The organism is Methylocaldum sp. (assembly GCF_035627495.1).
Lineage (GTDB): Bacteria > Pseudomonadota > Gammaproteobacteria > Methylococcales > Methylococcaceae > Methylocaldum.
Map to the genome: position 1 here is coordinate 1 of NZ_DASPLO010000100.1, position 17,439 is coordinate 17,439.

At 58.6% G+C, this 17,439-nt stretch carries 11 protein-coding genes and 1 pseudogene; 3 read left to right on the forward strand and 9 right to left on the reverse strand.

What is annotated here, in order from left to right; all coding sequences use genetic code 11:
• Positions 1-287: 287 nt before the first annotated feature.
• Both VEB01_RS08455 and VEB01_RS08460 read right to left on the reverse strand, forming a co-directional pair.
• A complete protein-coding gene (locus tag VEB01_RS08455) occupies positions 288-1,463 on the reverse strand; it encodes a hypothetical protein (protein WP_324874525.1) in 1,176 nt (391 codons plus the stop codon).
• Between the two features lie 906 nt (positions 1,464-2,369).
• Entirely contained in the window at positions 2,370-3,224 is an 855-nt protein-coding gene (locus VEB01_RS08460; protein WP_324874527.1) for a cyclase family protein, read from the reverse strand.
• Between the two features lie 546 nt (positions 3,225-3,770).
• Between VEB01_RS08460 and amaB the strand changes: the two genes are divergently transcribed.
• A complete protein-coding gene (amaB, locus tag VEB01_RS08465; RefSeq protein ID WP_324874529.1) occupies positions 3,771-5,348 on the forward strand; it encodes an L-piperidine-6-carboxylate dehydrogenase in 1,578 nt (525 codons plus the stop codon).
• 81 nt (positions 5,349-5,429) lie between these two features.
• Positions 5,430-6,545 carry an acetyltransferase domain-containing protein gene (locus VEB01_RS08470; protein ID WP_324874531.1) on the forward strand — a complete coding sequence of 372 codons (1,116 nt, stop codon included), beginning with the start codon at positions 5,430-5,432 and terminating at the stop codon, positions 6,543-6,545.
• A 47-nt stretch (positions 6,546-6,592) separates the two neighbouring features.
• On the opposite strand, the pseudogene VEB01_RS08475 reads toward VEB01_RS08470, so the two are convergent.
• Positions 6,593-6,735 (reverse strand): annotated as a pseudogene (locus VEB01_RS08475) (IS3 family transposase); the annotation flags it as partial.
• Between the two features lie 256 nt (positions 6,736-6,991).
• On the opposite strand from VEB01_RS08475, the gene VEB01_RS08480 reads away from it, so the two are divergent.
• Entirely contained in the window at positions 6,992-8,689 is a 1,698-nt protein-coding gene (locus VEB01_RS08480) for a di-heme-cytochrome C peroxidase (protein ID WP_324874533.1), read from the forward strand.
• 402 nt (positions 8,690-9,091) lie between these two features.
• On the opposite strand, the gene fusA is transcribed toward VEB01_RS08480, so the two are convergent.
• The 6 genes from fusA to VEB01_RS08510 form a co-directional block, all read right to left on the reverse strand.
• Positions 9,092-11,176 (reverse strand): elongation factor G, encoded by a 2,085-nt coding sequence (fusA, locus tag VEB01_RS08485; RefSeq protein WP_324874535.1) that lies wholly within the window; start codon positions 11,174-11,176, stop codon positions 9,092-9,094.
• A 576-nt stretch (positions 11,177-11,752) separates the two neighbouring features.
• The gene (locus VEB01_RS08490) at positions 11,753-12,103 is read right to left on the reverse strand and encodes a hypothetical protein (RefSeq protein WP_324874537.1); all 351 of its coding nucleotides are present in this window, start codon (positions 12,101-12,103) and stop codon (positions 11,753-11,755) included.
• 20 nt (positions 12,104-12,123) lie between these two features.
• Positions 12,124-12,471, reverse strand: coding sequence for an NADH-quinone oxidoreductase subunit B family protein (locus VEB01_RS08495; protein WP_324874538.1), 348 nt, complete (start codon positions 12,469-12,471; stop codon positions 12,124-12,126).
• Positions 12,472-12,488: 17 nt separating this feature from the next.
• Positions 12,489-14,189 (reverse strand): SulP family inorganic anion transporter, encoded by a 1,701-nt coding sequence (locus VEB01_RS08500; protein WP_324874540.1) that lies wholly within the window; start codon positions 14,187-14,189, stop codon positions 12,489-12,491.
• Between the two features lie 227 nt (positions 14,190-14,416).
• Entirely contained in the window at positions 14,417-15,154 is a 738-nt protein-coding gene (locus VEB01_RS08505; protein ID WP_324874542.1) for a phosphatase PAP2 family protein, read from the reverse strand.
• A complete protein-coding gene (locus tag VEB01_RS08510; RefSeq protein ID WP_324874543.1) occupies positions 15,154-17,130 on the reverse strand; it encodes an LTA synthase family protein in 1,977 nt (658 codons plus the stop codon). The genes VEB01_RS08505 and VEB01_RS08510 overlap by 1 nt, the downstream gene beginning before the upstream one ends.
• Positions 17,131-17,439: the final 309 nt, after the last annotated feature.

Sequence of the window (17,439 nt, forward strand, 5' to 3'; positions counted from 1 at the left end):
AAGCGCAAGGCAAGAACGGCAAAGTCATCGCCTGTGCCGCCATGCGCAAACTCCTCGTTCTTGCCTACGGCGTCCTCAAATCCGGTCAGCCCTTCAATCCTCAGTATGCGCTTGCATCGTGACCGCCAAGACGGTATCTACCTACTGCATGGCCCGTTGCAGGGCGTTTTCATCATAATCGGCTAACTGAACGGTGTAGTCGCCGGTTCGGGAAAACAGGCCGGCAATCAGGGCACGATAGTGCCGGCGCCCGGGACGCAGACGTTCCGCATGACGTCGTTTCCTCACTAGGCGGCCGTTTGGACCGAAGTACGAATGACGTGGGCCGCCTGTTCCGGCAGGAAGTAGTTGTAGATAGGGGCGGAATGGAGCGGATTGTCCGCCTCGTAAGGAATGTCATAGAGCGCGAAGAACTTCTCGGCTAGATCGGGGCTCATCTCGCGGCGCGACAGGAGTTCCAGGAGCTTGGCGTTCTCGATGACGGTTTCCAGCTCCGCGCTGTAAGTCCTCAAGACCTCCCGAATCCGTTCCGGAATGTCCCGGTTGCGTTCGGGCCGGGTGAATACCTGGAGCAGCAGCCGGTCGGTGTAGTCTCCCGTCGGGGTCATGATGCCGACGCCTTCCGCCTCCATGGTGTGCATCAGCTTCGACAAGCCGACCGCGACGCGGCGGCCTTCCTCGAAACGCGTGGCCCGTATCGCGAGATGATGGGCGGTGTAGCCGTAGACGTGGTTCCAGTGCTGGATGATCTGGGTAGGATTATCGGCATCGGACTGGTCGATGAACAGCCGCAGTACCTGGCCGTTTTCCAGGATTTTGTAGAGCAGGTAGGCGTTCCAGCCGTCTTCGAACTGATAGAAATCTTCGCCTTCGACCTGCGAGGGCACATAGCCGTGATGCCGGCGAAGGTTCTCCACGACCCGTTCCGCATCGCCGTGGGCCGACGAACCGCAGCGGATCGCCAGATGATCGAAATGGACCGTCCAGTCCAGGCGCGGCGCGATCTTCAGCAAGGTCAGGTCGGCCTGGCTGTACAGCAGCGATTCGATGGCCTTGACCGCCACATAGACATCGAACTGGCCGACCCAATCGCCGATCAGCTTCGCCTCGGGATCAGTCAGAAAACTCCGGGCACGAGCCAGCACGCCGTCCAGAAACTCGCGGGCATAAGGATCCACATGTTCGCAAGCGCCCGGCAGATCCGCTTCGAACGGTTTGGATTGCCGAGCTTCCCGATAGGCCGCTAAGAGCCCGTCGACGGTTCTGATCCCATGAAAATAATGGCCGGCGGTCATCGGTTGCGGTTCCGCCTCGAAAGGCGTCAGATCGATGCTGGCCATTTGGCCGTCGGGACGCGGCGCTAAAAGCTTGCCGGGATGATCGGGATCGGCGCGGAGGGTAGTCGGGCCGGCGAGTACCTCGCGGACCAGGGTGCGGGCAAAATCATCATGTAGGCTGGACATCTCAAGACCTCTCTGCCTTTGTGGAGCGCCTAGGTAGGCCGGGATAAGCCTGTCCTGAGCCCAGACGAAGGGGCGCTAATCGGTTCCCGGCGGATACCATGTCTAACCGGGATTTGCCGGAAACGCTAGCGCCCTTTGACCGCGCTCAGGACAGGCTTATCCCGGCCTACCTATTTGGACAAATGAGCCCTCGGAAGGTTGAGAGTCTTCGGCGCTGTTCACCCGGAATCTCAGAGCGGCCGGGAAGCGGGTTCAGACGCCTGGAAGGCATACATGCGGCGGCAGACCAATACTCTCAACTGGGGCGAGACGCTGCCGCTGGCGCAGGGAATACGGTTCTTCGGATTGGATACCGGGCAGGACAAAGAGCGATGAAAAAACGCGTCACCGGCATCGTTCCAGAGCCATTCGCCGCGCGATGCCTTGTAGGTCGCGCTAGCGCGTTTTTCACCACGGTATAGCGGCGGCATGGATTGGAAAGCCGCCTTACCTAAAGGTGCCGCCGAAGGCGGCCACTCGTTTGAAAGCGGGGAGCCGCCCCGCACGCGGGTTCCTTTCTTTTGCTTGGCCAAAAGAAAGGAACCAAAGAAAAGGCCACCCGGCGAACGCCCTAATCCTGCGCGTCTCGTCCGGCACCGGGGCCGACCGAAGGCACCTCCGTGTGCCTCGGTCGCCGCGCGGCTTCTTGGCGATGCTATCCTGCATCGCCAAGAAGGCCGGGGTTCGCCGTCCGTGGCGAACCCGCTCGGCGGGACGCGTGTTCACCGACACGCGTCTTATCCGCCTCGCCCTGCCGCGCCCCGTTGGGCGATTCCGGTGCCAGGCTCCGATGCTCGGGGCGTCCGAACGGGGACTAAAACCTGTAATGCACGCAATAGCGGGCGCTACACGAGACCAGAAAATGCTCTAACGATTCTTTTCAGGCGCCCACGCGATAATCCGGAGGGGCGCACCGCTGCCGCCTTCGATCTTCATCGGCAAGGCCACCACCACGGCGCCCGTCGCCGGCAATTCGCCGAGCCGGGCGACGTTTTCGAAGATCGGAATGCGTTTTTGCGAGAGGATCCGATGGGTTTCGAAATGGGATGACTGCCCGTAATCGATGCTCGCCGTATCCAATCCGACGGCTTTGATGCGGCGCTGTTGGGCCAGCCAGCGCGCGGCCTCGGGGTCCAGACCGGGGAAGTGGAGTTTCGCCACCGCCGCCTCGCCCCGCTCGGCGGTGCCCAAATACTTGACCGGGTCCGGCCAAAACCGATCGTAACCGGTGCGCAGCAACACGATCGCCTGCTCGGGTATCGGCCCGTGGCCTTCTTCCCAGACGGCAAGATCGTCAAGGCTCACCCGGTAATCGGGATTTTCCGCGGCTTTGGACGATACGTCGATCACTACGGCGGGACCGATCAGCCGGTCGAGCGGAATCCGATCGACCGCGAGTCCGTTCGCGGAAAAGTGATTCGGGGCATCCAGATGAGTGCCGCCATGTTCCGCCGCCCGGAACTGATAGGCTTCGTAATGAAAGCCCTTTTTGGTCGTCCCGACAAACACCGGCTCCAAACGGAAAGGCGTCGCAGTGGGCCAGTAAACGGTTGCGGCAGAAAAAGAATGGGTGAGGTCCACCCACCGACCGGAGGACCACAGACCCGGCCGCGAAGCGCAGCCCACCGCCGAGACCAGCAGAGCCGCCAACACGGCCGAGCGTTTCAGGCGCTTCGCTAGGGAAGTGCTCGGTTCAAATCGGGATCGAACGGTAAAACGCATGCCTCTGCACCTCGATGATCGTTTCAGATCGGCTCGTGACGACGTTTTTTCCTGATCCCATTATTCCACGCTTAGGGACATCAAGGCCTTTAGACCGACATTCTTGAGTTTTTGGGAAGGGATTCCATGAACGAGTCATCACGCATCTCCGGCGTCGTCGAACCGAGAGTCGGCATCTTCCCGTTCGAGCAGAAACGCCTCCATCTACTGTGTTCGGTTCGCTGCCTGCGGCCATAGTCGGCTTGGAAGCAACCCTTTCATCGCCACTGGTCCGTCTTGGACCGAGACCGGGCGACAGCGATGCCGCAATGATTCTCGATGTTCGTTCCCGAGGCAACCGATTTTCACGCCGCCGCGCTCTCGCGCTTTCAGTCGTTCGGTGCCTGGGAACGCTATTCGGGCGACAGGGCTTTTTTGATCGCATACAAAATGCCGGCAAAAACAAGCGGTCCTCGGAAGGTTGAGAATCTTCGGCGATCTGAACCTCTCCCGGCCGCCCCGAATCTAAACGGAGCAATCGCTTTTTTCCCAAATCCGGAGATTCCCATGAGCGCCCACGAGAATGCCTCCAGGGATCGGCTGCTCGAGACTCTGCAACTTCAGGACGTCAACATCGGCAGCTATGCCGCCTACAGCGGGTGGCTGGACGTCCACGACGCTCCGCTCCTGACATCCTACAATCCGGCTACCGGCGAGCCGATCGCAGCGGTTACGCTGTGCTCGGAAGCCCAGTACGAAACCGTGCTGGAAGAAGCCCGGCGAGCCTTCGAGGAGTGGCGCCTGGTCCCGGCACCCGAGCGGGGCGCGCTAGTTCGCCGGATCGGCGAGGTCCTGCGCGAGCACAAGGATGCGCTGGGCAGCCTGGTGGCTCTAGAAATGGGCAAGATCAAGGCGGAAGGGGATGGCGAGGTGCAGGAGATGATCGACATGGCCGATTACGCCGTCGGGCTGTCGCGCATGCTGTACGGCATCACCATGCCTTCCGAGCGCCCCGAGCACCGTCTCTACGAGCAGTGGCATCCCTTGGGGCCGGTGGGCGTCATCACCAGCTTCAATTTTCCGGTGGCGGTGTGGTCCTGGAATGCCTTCGTTGCGGCGGTGTGCGGCGATACGGTGGTCTGGAAGCCTTCGCCCAAGACGCCCCTTTGCGCCGTGGCGGTGCAGCGCCTGTGTGATCGAATCGTGGCGGAGATGGGCTATCCCGGCGTCTTTTCCACCTTCTTGCCGGAAAACTCGGAACTGCTCGATCGATTCGTCCGGGATACGCGGCTGCCCTTGATCTCCTTCACCGGCTCCACGCCCGTGGGTCGCCAGGTGGCGGTGAAAGTCGCCGAGCGTTTGGGGCGGAGCCTCTTGGAGCTGTCCGGCAACAACGCCGTCATCGTCGACGAAACCGCCGATCTGAATCTAGCGATCCGGGCCATCCTGTTCGGCGCCGTGGGGACGGCCGGCCAGCGCTGCACCAGCATTCGGCGGTTGATCGTCCACGAGAGCCTCTATAACGAAGTGGTCGAGCGCCTGGTCCGGGCCTACGGCCAAGTGCGGATCGGTGATCCCCTGGACCCCGCGACTCTCATGGGGCCTCTCATCGGTTCGGCGGCCGTCGAGGCGTACCGGAAGACCATCGATGAAGCCCAAACCCGGGGAGGCGAGGTGCTCTACGGCGGACGGGTGCTCGACGACCGCCCCGGTGGCTGCTTTGTCGAGCCGACCTTGATCCGGGCGGAAAACCACTGGGACATCGTTCAGCGGGAAACCTTTGCTCCGATCCTCTATGTGATGACCTTCCGCACTCTGGATGAGGCGATCGCTCTGCAGAATAGTGTGTCGCAAGGGCTTTCTTCGGCGCTGTTCACCCTAAATCTCAGATCGGCCGAGCGGTTCTTATCGGTCTTAGGCAGCGACTGCGGCATCGCCAATGTCAACGTGGGCACATCGGGTGCGGAGATCGGCGGAGCCTTCGGTGGCGAAAAGGACACCGGGGGCGGGCGGGAAGCGGGTTCAGACGCTTGGAAGGCGTACATGCGGCGGCAGACCAATACCCTCAACTGGGGCGAGACGCTGCCGCTGGCGCAGGGAATACCGTTCTTCGGATTGGATACTGGGCAGGACAAGGAGCGATGAAGGAACGCCCCCCGGATCGATTTCTACCCTCTACGGGTTTAGACATGGCAGTGGCAATAAGGAAAACATGCACGTCTCCGATTGCGCGGGCTCGTTGTGGTATTGATGGCGCTGGATCATGTGCGCTGGTATTTCACCGATGCCACTTTCAGCCCGACGGATCTCGGCCACACCAATATCGGTCTGTTTTTTACCCGCTGGATTACCCACTTCTGTGCGCCGGCCTTTATTTTCTTGGCCGGCACCAGTGCTTTTCTCTCAACCACGCGAGGCACAAGCCGCTTCGGGCTCGCCCGCTACCTGTTCACGCGCGGTTTGTGGCTGGTGTTACTCGAACTGACCGCGGTGCATCTGGCTTGGACCTTTAGTCTCGATTATGGCGGACTCCATTTGGGCGTCCTTTGGGCAATCGGGTGGTCGATGGTGATTATGGCCGGACTCATTTACTTACCCCTGCCTGTGCTGGCTGTTCTGGGTGTCGGGATGATTGCGACCCATAACCTGGCGGATAGCGTCAGTCTTGATACTTTCAAGCACAGCGACGGCTCATTGAGTGGATTTGGTTGGCTGGTCAGTTTTCTGCACATCCCGCATCGGCCGATTTCCTATCCCCTCATTCCCTGGGTTGGCGTCATGATGCTGGGCTATGCGTTCGCGCCGGTTTTGCTGATGCCGCGGACGGTAAGACAATGGCTGCCGCTCGGGGTTGGAATCGCGTCGATAACCACTTTCGTCCTGTTGCGTTCCACCAATGTTTATGGCGATCCCGGTCCCTGGTCGATACAGCGGGACACCCTGTACTCGGTTCTATCATTTCTCAACACCCATAAATATCCCCCCTCGTTGCTCTATTTGCTGATGACCTTAGGGCCCGCCTTAATCGCGATAACCGTGTTTCAAAGGAGCTCCGGTCGATTGGCCAAATTCTTCGTGACGTTCGGACGCGTTCCCTTATTTTTTTATCTGGCGCATCTCTATCTCATACATGGACTGGTCCTCATCGTGGCGTACTGGCAAGACGAGGACATAGCCTCCTATCTGACCTCGTTTGCTCGCTTTCCCGAGCCTTGGGGCGTCAGTCTTCCGATGGTTTACGAGGTTTGGCTGGGCGTGGTGCTGATGCTGTATCCGCTCTGCCGCTGGTTTGCCGGAGTTAAGGCAAGAAACCAAAGGCGTTGGTGGAGCGGGTACATTTAGAGCCTATCCCGATAGCCTATCGAACCCTTCGACAGGTCCAGGAGCTGGTCCTTGTGGTCGACCCGGCACAACCAGCCTTCGCCGGTCGGAATGTAGGTCAGATCGCTCACCCAGACCCCATTGGGCGACCGCGTCGTCGTGAAGTCCTGTCCAACCGGTTGTCCGCCACCGGGAGGCCGTGTAGTGAATTGAGGTCGGTCGGCTTTGGAAAACGGAATGCCCACAGGATTTCCGTTTGTTCCTCCTAAACTTCGGTAATAATTCCTTGTTTCAAGCGCGCACTCCGTGATGAACTGAGTTTTCGTGAGATGCGTACTTCCGGGGATACAACTGTTCTCCCGTGTTAGCACTCACCAATCGTGCGCCTTTGCCAAGGGAACTCCGGCTCCGGATCCGGCCAAAGCAAGGGCAGAGATATTCACACCAAAAAAAGTTGAGGAACAACGATGCAATTACGCGCAATAACCTTGGGGTTGCTGGGACTTGTGCTAACCGGGCCTGCCCAGGCAGGCACCGCGAACTCCGGGGGCGACCAGCCCGTTTATCTGAACCAGAACTGGAGCGGCGACGAGCGGAGCCGCTTTTATTTCACCCCGCAAGGCTCTTACCTGCTTCCCTATGCCTGGTTCCTGGCCCTTGAGCAGGCCGACAAGAATAAGCCGTTCAACAGCCCCAAACACATCGAAAAGCTGGGTTATCTTGCCGACGAAGACGCCTACACGGCCGCCAACCCGGACGGATTGCCCATCGGCTTCGCCAAAGAGCCGGTCGAAGGCGGGGAGGACTGGCTGGGTCTCACCTGTGCCGCCTGTCATACCGGCGAAATCAGCTACCGGAACACGCACATCCGCATCGACGGTGCGCCCACCCTGGGAGACTTCACGGCTCTCAACACGAGCCTGATCGAGGCATTACAGGCAACCTTGGATCGGCCGAAAAAATTCGAGCGTTTCGCCAAGGCGGTTTTGCCCAATCCAAGCGAGGCCGACAAGGCCGCGCTGCGGGCACGGGTTGAGGAGCAGCTCGCCTGGATTTCCGGGTTTTCCACCCGCAGCACCCCGACTCACCCTTATGGTTACGGGCGCGTGGACGCCTTCGGCATCATCATGAACGAAGTGTTCGGCCGCGATCTCCAGCAGCCGGGCAACGTCAAAGTGCCGGACGCTCCGGTCAGCTATCCGTTCCTGTGGACCTCTCCGCGCATGGACTGGGTACAGTGGAACGGTTCCGCCAACAATCCTTTCGGACGCAACGTGGGCGAGGTTTTGGGCACCTTCGGACACGTGACGCTCACCGGACCCGTCGCGGATTTGGGAAAGAGTTCCGCCCGCCCCAGGGAGTTGTTCGAGCTCGAGCGCCTGGTGGGAACCCTGGCGGCTCCTAAATGGCCGGAAACTCTGCTGGGCCCGATCGATCAGGAGAAGGCCGCACGGGGCCGTGCCCTGTACACGGCAACGCGAGACGGCGAACCTAGTTGTCAGTCCTGCCACAGTCTCCCGGACGCGAATGGCCAGTATCCCATGACTCCGCCAGGAGAAAACCTCTTCGGTGTCAGTTTCATTAAGACCTGGATGACCGGCCTGAGCGATATCGGTACCGACCCCTTGATGGCGTTGAACTTTGCCACACGCAAGGTTTCCACCGGAGGCTTGGCGCCGTTGCTGCCGGCACCTTTCACAGGCGCTGCGGAATTGCCGGCTCCGGCCCTATTATCGATATCGGTGGGCATGGCGTTCTCCGACAGCATCGCGAGTGCCCAACCGCCATTCACCCAGGCCGAATTCGCCGAGCTGATCGGCTACCGGCTCAAGGCACCCGGATTGCCGCCCTATGCACCGAGAAATCTCCTGGCCTATCGCGCCCGTCCCCTGGACGGTATTTGGGCCACCGCGCCCTACCTGCATAACGGCTCCGTGGCGAATCTGTATCAGTTGTTGTTGCCGCCCGCCGAACGCCAACAGGTGTTCTACGTGGGTAGTCACGAGTTCGACCCGGAAGCGGTCGGATTCGAATCGAGGCGCGGCCCGCAGGCTTTCAGGTTCGATACGCGCCTGCCCGGAAATCTTAATTCGGGACACGATTATGGGACCGGGCTCACCGACAACGAGCGTTGGGACCTGGTCGAATTCCTGAAGACGCTATAGCCCTCACGGCGCAGCACGCCGTACTCGATCGAGCCCCGGCGTGCTGTTTCCTTCTTGCCGATAACACTCCTGGACAAGGCCCAAACGCAATACGCGATGCTGGTAGTGGGCGACGAGGCAATTCCTCGAATTACCCGGATCAGCCGGTAGTGAAAAACTGGATTGGGGAATCGACGGGTCGTGACGTGCGGAAAGGGCAGGAGATAAGAGGGATCTTCGAGGAGTATTCGCCGATCTCCCGTCTTTCCTTTGGCGTCACTTTGAGGGGGGGCACACTGTCCGAGCCGGGAACGCCATTCGGCTCATCAAGATGGCCGAACGGCGCTCTCTGCACTCATGGCTAATGAATTAGGTTGAAGGAGACCTTGAAACGCCAACTCAAGGTCTCCGACCGAACGACAGCTATTTAGCGTTGTTCCGTTCGTTCACTTCCTTGATGACTTCATCCGCCACATTTTTCGGGCACGGCATGTAGTGCGAGAACTCCATGGAGAACTGCCCACGTCCCGAGGTCATGGTGCGCAGGTCGCCGATATAGCCGAACATTTCGCTCAGCGGCACTTCCGACTTGATGCGAACCCCCGAGGCACCCGCATCCTGGGATTTGATCATGCCGCGGCGACGGTTCAGGTCACCGATGACATCACCGACATGCGCATCCGGCGTGAAGGTGTCGACCTTCATGATGGGTTCCATCAATTGGGGGCCCGCTTTGGGAATGGACTGGCGGAAAGCCGCTTTTGCCGCGATTTCGAACGCGATGGCGGACGAGTCGACCGCATGGAAGCCACCGTCCGTCAGAACGACCTTGAAATCCAAGCACGGGAAACCCGCCAACACGCCTTTGTCCAGCATGCTCTTGAATCCCTTGTCGACCGCCGGCCAGTATTCTCTGGGCACGTTGCCGCCGGTGACGGCGGATTCGAAGACAAAACCGCTGCCCGGCTCGCCGGGTTCGATGATGTAGTTGATCTTGGCGTATTGGCCTGATCCGCCGGTTTGCTTCTTGTGGGTGTATTCGTCCTCGACGCGCTTGGTAATGGTCTCGCGGTAAGCCACTTGCGGTTTGCCGACGATAACCTCCACGCCGTGGGTACGTTTGAGGATGTCCACCTTGATATCCAGGTGAAGTTCGCCCATGCCCTTGAGGATGGTCTCGCCGCTCTCTTCGTCGGTCGAGACGTGGAAAGAGGGATCTTCCTGAACCATTTTGCCGAGTGCGATGCCCATTTTCTCGTTGGCGGCCTTGTCCTTGGGGGACACGGCAATGGAGATGACGGGATCGGGGAATACCATCGGTTCCAGCGTTGCAGGCTTGTCGGGATCGCACAAGGTATGGCCGGTTTGAACGTTCTTCATGCCGAGCACGGCCACGATGTCGCCGGCTTGGGCGGCATCCAGTTCCTGGCGTGAATTGGCATGCATTTCCACGATACGGCCGATACGCTCGGTTTTGCCGGTGAACGTATTGAGGACGGTCGTACCCTTTTCGAGCCTCCCCGAGTACAAGCGGAGGAAGGTCAGGGCCCCAAAGCGATCGTCCATGATTTTGAACGCCAAGGCGCGCAAGGGCTTATTGGGATCGACGATCGCGAAGTTGCCGGTTTCGTGGCCTTCCAGATCCACTTCTGGCTGCGGCTTGACTTCCGTCGGGTTCGGCAGGTAATCGACCACCCCATCCAGCACCAGCTGCACGCCTTTGTTCTTGAAGGACGAGCCGCAGAAGGTCGGGAAGAAATCCAGTTTGATGGTGCCTTTGCGAATACAACGCTTGAGGGTTTCGATATCGGGTTCTTCACCGTCAAGATACTTTTCCAGTACCTCGTCGTCCTGCTCCACAGCTTTTTCGACCAATTTCTCACGCCAAGATTCGACGTCAGCGGCCATCTCGGTGGGAGCATCCGTGATCTCGTAATTCATGGGATCGCCGGAGTTATCCCAGATCCAGGCTTTGCGGGTCAGCAGATCGACCACGCCGGAGAAATCATCTTCACGGCCAATCGGTAAGGTCATCACCAAGGGATAGGCACCGAGCACGTCCTCGATTTGCTTGACGACGCGGAAGAAGTCGGCACCGGTGCGATCGAGCTTATTGACATAGATCACGCGGGCAACTTCGGAATCATTGGCATAGCGCCAGTTGGTTTCGGATTGCGGTTCAACGCCGCCCGAACCGCAGAAAACACCGATGCCGCCGTCAAGAACTTTAAGGGAACGATACACCTCGATCGTAAAGTCGACGTGGCCGGGGGTATCGATGATATTAAACCGGTGCTGTTTCCAAAAGCAGGTCGTCGCCGCGGACTGAATGGTGATGCCGCGTTCCTGCTCCTGTTCCATAAAGTCCGTCGTCGCCGCACCGTCGTGAACCTCGCCGATTTTATGGATCTTGCCGGTGAGCTTCAGAATTCGCTCGGTCGTTGTGGTTTTACCTGCATCCACGTGAGCAAATATGCCGATGTTTCTATAATGCGATAGATCTGTCATGTCTGTGTTCTAGGGGTTTGAAAAAACTTTTCCGAAGGATAACTTTAGGGGGCACCGGGTATATTGGTCCGTTGATATGGGCGCTCGCGTTGCTATTGACGGAGACCGTTAATCCCGATCAAGCTGGGCGGCGTTTCGATGGGCCCGATTGAATTCACCACCTGTCGATGCCCACGTACTCCCCATTCCACGTACCCACCGCCTTTCGCTCCATCTTCTCGGTTAAGCGTGCTTCGCCATGAGTCCAGTCTTAAAGGGACCGCATAGGATATTGAAATTTTTGTTCTTTTGCTAGAGGCCGAGAGAGAATGATTCCCGGCTGGCGCTGGAGGCGGCATAGCGCAGATGTCATAGTGCGGTGGGTTCGTTACAGGCCTATGACAACGGCGATCGGTTTCGAGCTTACCTTGATAGGCGTTAATCAGCGTGCGCGTCTGACCCCGTCAGCGTGGGATTCTGAGCGGCTCAAAAGCCAAGTTGGACGAGAATAGTGCCGGCTGGACCGGACGGTTTAGGCTTGTGTCGTGGCGCCGCTCTCCACCAAACCCTTGCTCTTGTCGAGCCGTTGAATGTCGATTACCACGATTTCCCTGGTACTTGAACATCGGATCCAGTGATAAAGCGCTCGCATCCCCTGATCCAGGTCTCTTCACGCAACTGCTTCAAGCGGCTCACCAGTCTGTGGACTAGGCATGGGCATGGATGGTCGTAATGTCGGGGCACCAGCCAGGTTTCCGGAAGTTCGCACTCGGCGAGCCGGAAAAAGGCGTCGCCGAATGCCCGGCTTACATAGGTGATGCCGGCGAAATCCAATTCGATCCGCCGCCGCGGGTTATGGAGCAGCGCGGCGATGATGCATTCGGCCTGGTATTTGGTTTCCAGTGCCTTCGTAAGGGGTTCGGCGAACCGGACCAACGGAACGGACATCGGAGATATCGGTACAGGGATCATTTGTTTTCGTACGCCGGCGAGGACAACAAACCGCGAAGCAGATCGACCGGGGGCGGCGGACACCCGGCGATGGCGAAATCGACCGGAATCACATTGGAGACCGCTCCGCAACTGGCATCGGATTCTCCGAACTCGCCGCCGTCCGAGGCGGAGGCTCCGATAGCCACGACCCACTTCGGATTGGGGATGTCCTCGTAGGTGGACAGCACGGCATACTGAGCCCTTCGCCAACAGGATGTCCGTGTAGCGCGTCGAGGCACACGCCGATACGGCAGTTGGTCTACCGCGGCGCCGTGGCTGATCAGGGCGCACTGGACCGAGAAGTAGGCTAGGAACAAAGACATGGTTCGGCTTCTCCGGATCAGCGGCTTTTGGCGGTCTTGAGGCCAATCTGTTGAGCCGAGGGCTCTCCGTCGACCGTTTTTCGCTTGCGCGCGGCGAGGGGATGATCCGAATAAGGCTGATGGTTTTCGAGGCCACGGATCTCGCAGCGGCCGCCACGCTCGGTATAGTCGTGGCGGAAGTGATCGATGAACTCCATCACCGTGTGGTCGATGAGATAGGCATCCGATAGATCGAAGATCACTGTCCGGCCGCCCGGCAATTCCGACACCTCGCTCTTGAGGCCGATGAAGTTGGAGAAGATCGCTGAGCCGCTGATTTTGACGTGATAGGTGTCCGGGGCGGTTTGCACCACCCTGTAATTGATCGTGACCAGGTTCTCGAGGTCCACCCCACGCAACACGTGGATCACCAGCTTGGCGACGATGCCGATGAAGACGCCTACCAGGAGATCGGTGGCCAAGACGCCCAAGATGGTGATGCAGAAGAGCGCCAGCTGTTCCCGGCCGATATCCATGGTCTTGAGGAACTCCCTGGGCGAGGCCAGCCGGAAGCCGGTGTAAACGAGAAGCGCGGCCAGGGACGCCAGGGGAATCTCGTGGATCAGCCGGGGGAAAAACACCACAAACAGGCACAGCAGGAGGCCGTGGAAGAAGTTGGCCCAGTCGGTTTTGGCGCCGTTGTTGACGTTGGCGGAGGAGCGGACGATCTCGGCGATCATCGGCAAACCGCCGACGGCGCCGCTGATCAAATTGCCGACGCCCACCGCGGCCAGATCCCGGTTGAGGTCCGAGTAGCGTTTGCAGGGATCGAGCTTGTCCACGGCCGTCGCGCTCAGGAGCGATTCGAGACTCCCGACCAGGCAGATCGAGACGACCGCTCCCCAGAACTCTGCCGTAGCAATCTTGGAGAAGTCCGGGAAGTAAAAGCTCGCCAGGATGTTCTCCGGGATCGACACCAGGAACTTCGGTCCTACCGTGTATTCGTGGTGCGGCAGAAATTCCTCCTGCGGCAGAAACAGATACACGTGCTCGTGATCCAGGTCGAAATACCGGCCCAAGGCCATGCCGACGACGACCACGATCAGGGGTGCGGGAATCATCTTGAGATAAGGGTTCCTGGCCCACGACCAGATCATTAGAATGGCGAGCCCGAGCAACCCGATCAACGCGATTTCCGGATTGGCGTCCACAAGGCTCTGGGGAATTTGAGTGATGGCGAAGAGGATTTCGCCCCCCTCCGGCTTCACGCCCAGCATCACATGGATTTGCTTCGCCATGATGATGATCCCGATGGCGGCCAGCATGCCGCGCACCACCGACGCTGGAAAATAGGCGTTCAGCCTCCCGGCCTTGAACAAGCCCATGAGGATTTGCAGGACGCTCGCCACCACGATGGCGGCAAGGGTACAGCGGTAGCCGGCCAGGGCATTGCCCTGGCCCAGGGACTGCACCGCCGAGAGGATCACCACGATCAACCCGGCCGCGGGACCGTTGATAGTGACGTAGGAACCGTTGATCCGGGATACCAGCACCCCGCCGATCACCGCACTGATGATGCCGGCCATCGGCGGAAAGCCCGAGGCCATGGCGATGCCGAGGCATAAAGGCAAAGCGATCAGGAACACCAGAAAGCCAGATACGAGATCCGATCGCCAATGATCCAAAAGCCCCGGCAGGCCGGTTCGCGGCACCCGGCGCAAAGCTTGGGTTGAAGCCATAGTCGTTTTCGCAAAGTTATACTGACTCTACCAAAGCGACTTCTGTGCCAAACCTACTTTTTTTTGTATATTTTTGATTACTAAAAATTTTTTTCTCTTTTGCGAGTCCAGCGAGCATGGGCTGGTTCAAGCCCACCGGTCAGACTGGTGGATTTAAACCATGTCCGGCTCATGACTTCCGGGCGATGTTTCCTATCGATGGAGATCGCCCCGATGGTCAGCCAACGTCACGGAGCGCAACATTTTTCTCTCATCGGCGGACGAGTTCTGCGCGTGCCGGATTCGCCGTATCCGTCTTTTGGCCTCACTCCCATACTCCACGCCAAAATGGTGGCGGTCGTCCAACAGATCGCCAAACTCCAAAGATTATGAGAGAGAAAATGCGCGCCGCGTACGACCTGGCTCCAAGCCAAGCCACAACCAAAGACGAAGGCAAACAAAAGAACCACTGATGCAGTGCGGGGCCGCCGAACACGGACGACGTAATAGAGTGCCAGCAGCGAGAATCCGCCGGCCGCATGACCGCCCGGCCAACAACGTCCGGCTTCGGTCTTGGATACAAAACGCAGATCAGTAAAGGCGTAATGTGGCACAGTGCCGCCATAGCGTTCGACCGACCAAGGACATGCCGGAGTTGTGTGCTGCTTGAGCAAAGCCACGCTCCCGATCGAGATTCCCGTGGAAACCAGCAAGTAGACGAGCGCTCGTCGCCAAATTACGAGTCTGCGGAGGAAAAACGAGGCAATCAGTAAAAGGACTGTGGCAAGCGCCACGCCACGCAGCACCCAGTTAGCGGCATCGTGCAGAAGGAGGTCGAACACGACATCGTGCCGCATGGGAAAGGTGTCAGTCGCGGCATCGAAGTACCGATCGCTTAGCGCGACATCCCAACCGTTCACTTCCACCAAAATGAGGGATAACGCTAAAACGCCAAGCGGCAGCGCTAGATGCAGCAGTAGCAACATCAACTTCCGGAATTACGCGGCCGGGATTTTTTCGCTACGACCGTCGACGTGTGTGTTGATGGCGGCAGCGCCGATAACAGACCATGTTTTAGCGCCCAAGAGGCGCCTTGGTACCAAGCGATGGTGCGCGCGCCTGCCGCTTTATCAAACGCCAACGGTTGCACGATGTCACTGCCCAGCGGATCGATATGAATCTCATCCGCGCGGCGTGGCGAGAGGACCGTCAACCGATCTTTCTCGTAAAGCGCCACACGCTGGTATGTGGCTACCAAAGCACGCCCCTGATCCGGCGGTGTACGCAGAATATCTCGGCCGTAAAAGCGGCTGGTGTAATGCATGTTGAGCAAACCGAGTACCGTCGGCGGAAGGTCCATCTGACTGGTTACTTGATTGATGAGACGGGGCGCGACGTGCTCAGGCGCGTAAACAATGAGCGGAATATGGTAGCGGAGTAACGGCACCGCATTCTTGCCGGCACTGCCGGCACAATGGTCGGCCCCGATTACGAATACGGTATCCCCGAACCATGAATGCTTTTGCGCCTCTTCGATAAAGTGCGCAATAGCCCAGTCAGTGTAGCGAACGACACTCGCACGCTTTTTCTGTGGCGCGTCGATCCGACCTTCAGGGAAGGTATAAGGCCGATGATTCGACGTGGTCATGAGCAGCGAAAAGAATGGCTTGCCTGCGGCATGGCTTCGGTCGGCCTCTCGCAAGGCCCGCAGATAAAGATATTCGTCCGCGACCCCCCAAACATTGGCGAAACCCTGTTCGTCTTGAGCCAAGAGCGCCCGATCGATCACGTCGTAGCCGTTCGATGCGAAGAATTCGTTCATGTTGTCGAAGTAGCCGTACCCGCCGTACAGAAATTTCACGTCGTACCCCTTGGCACTGAACACAGAACCCAACGAGAACAAATTGGCGTTATCCGGACGGCGGATGACTGAATTGCCCGGTGTCGGCGGGATTCCGAGCGTAACCGCTTCCAAGCCGCGGACGGTGCGGTTGCCCGTCGCGTAATACCGGGTAAACAAAAGCCCTTCTTTCGCCAATCGATCCAGATTCGGCGTCAGGTTTTCCGAGTTGCCGAAAGCGCTGAGATAATCCGCGCTCAGGCTTTCGACGGTAATCAGTATGACGTTGAGCTTCCGCTCGGCCTCGGGTGGTGACACTTGACGTGTCACATCGAATAGCTCACTGCCGGTAAATCGCTCTCCCGGAAGCAATACCTGGGCGCGAAGTAGCTCGGAAGCCGTGGCCGGGTCCTCGACCGAGTAGTAACGCTCATAATCGAGCTGGTTGTGGCGAAATGCATAAAAGAACTGAAAAAGGCCATTATGAGCGAGCTCATCAACATAGGTGTTTGCCGATAACGGGGCAAACATATCACCGTTAAACCAGAACGCGCCGACGAAAAGCAAAGCTGCGGAAATAGCCGAGACCACCCGCTGCCGTGGAGGAGTGCGTTGCTCCAGCGCGCGGCGCAGTCCGCCCCGCACCCAATAGAGCTTGATCAAGGCAACGATGACCAATGCCGAGAGAATCGCGACCAGCGGATAGGATTCGGAAATGTTGCCGGCGACTTCACGCCGATAGATCAAATAGTCGACGGCGATGAAATTGAAGCGAGCGGAAAATTCCTGCCAGAACAACCACTCGGCAACCATGATAAAGCCGATACCGAAGAATAGCCCGGCTGCCAAGGCGAACATGAGGTGCCGGTGGACGACCGTGTGGTAGACCCGCTCCGGCATGATTTCCAAAACAATGGCAAGCGGCGCAAAGGCCCAGATGCAAACAACGACATCGTAAAGCAATCCTTGGGCATAGATGACAAGCAAAGTAATCGTCTCGTGCGGAAGATCCGGAAAGCTCTGGATTAATAGCACCGATCTAAGCCCGGTGAATAGGATCAGACTGATCAGAGACAAAATTACCGGAACGCCAATCCTATGACTGAATATGCGAGAAATCATGAGAAATGCCGGTTACTGGATTCGAATGCTAACTTCGCCAAGGATGTGACAACGGCTGCTCTCGGCCCCGCAGCCGAGGGATAGATGTTCTTGCTGAGAGCGTTAATGAGGGAGTTCAAGTTTCGACTAAAGGTGATCAACCGGACTATGCGCAAAAAATTCGAACTCATAACGCTAGAGCATTTTCACGTCGGCTATACGGCATAACCGGCGTTCCGGAAGTAGTTCGTGCATTCGGCCGGAGTCAGCTGATTCAACAGTTCGCCGATGGCGTCCCCAATCGCCTCGACGGTGCGTTGCCCAGCCTTG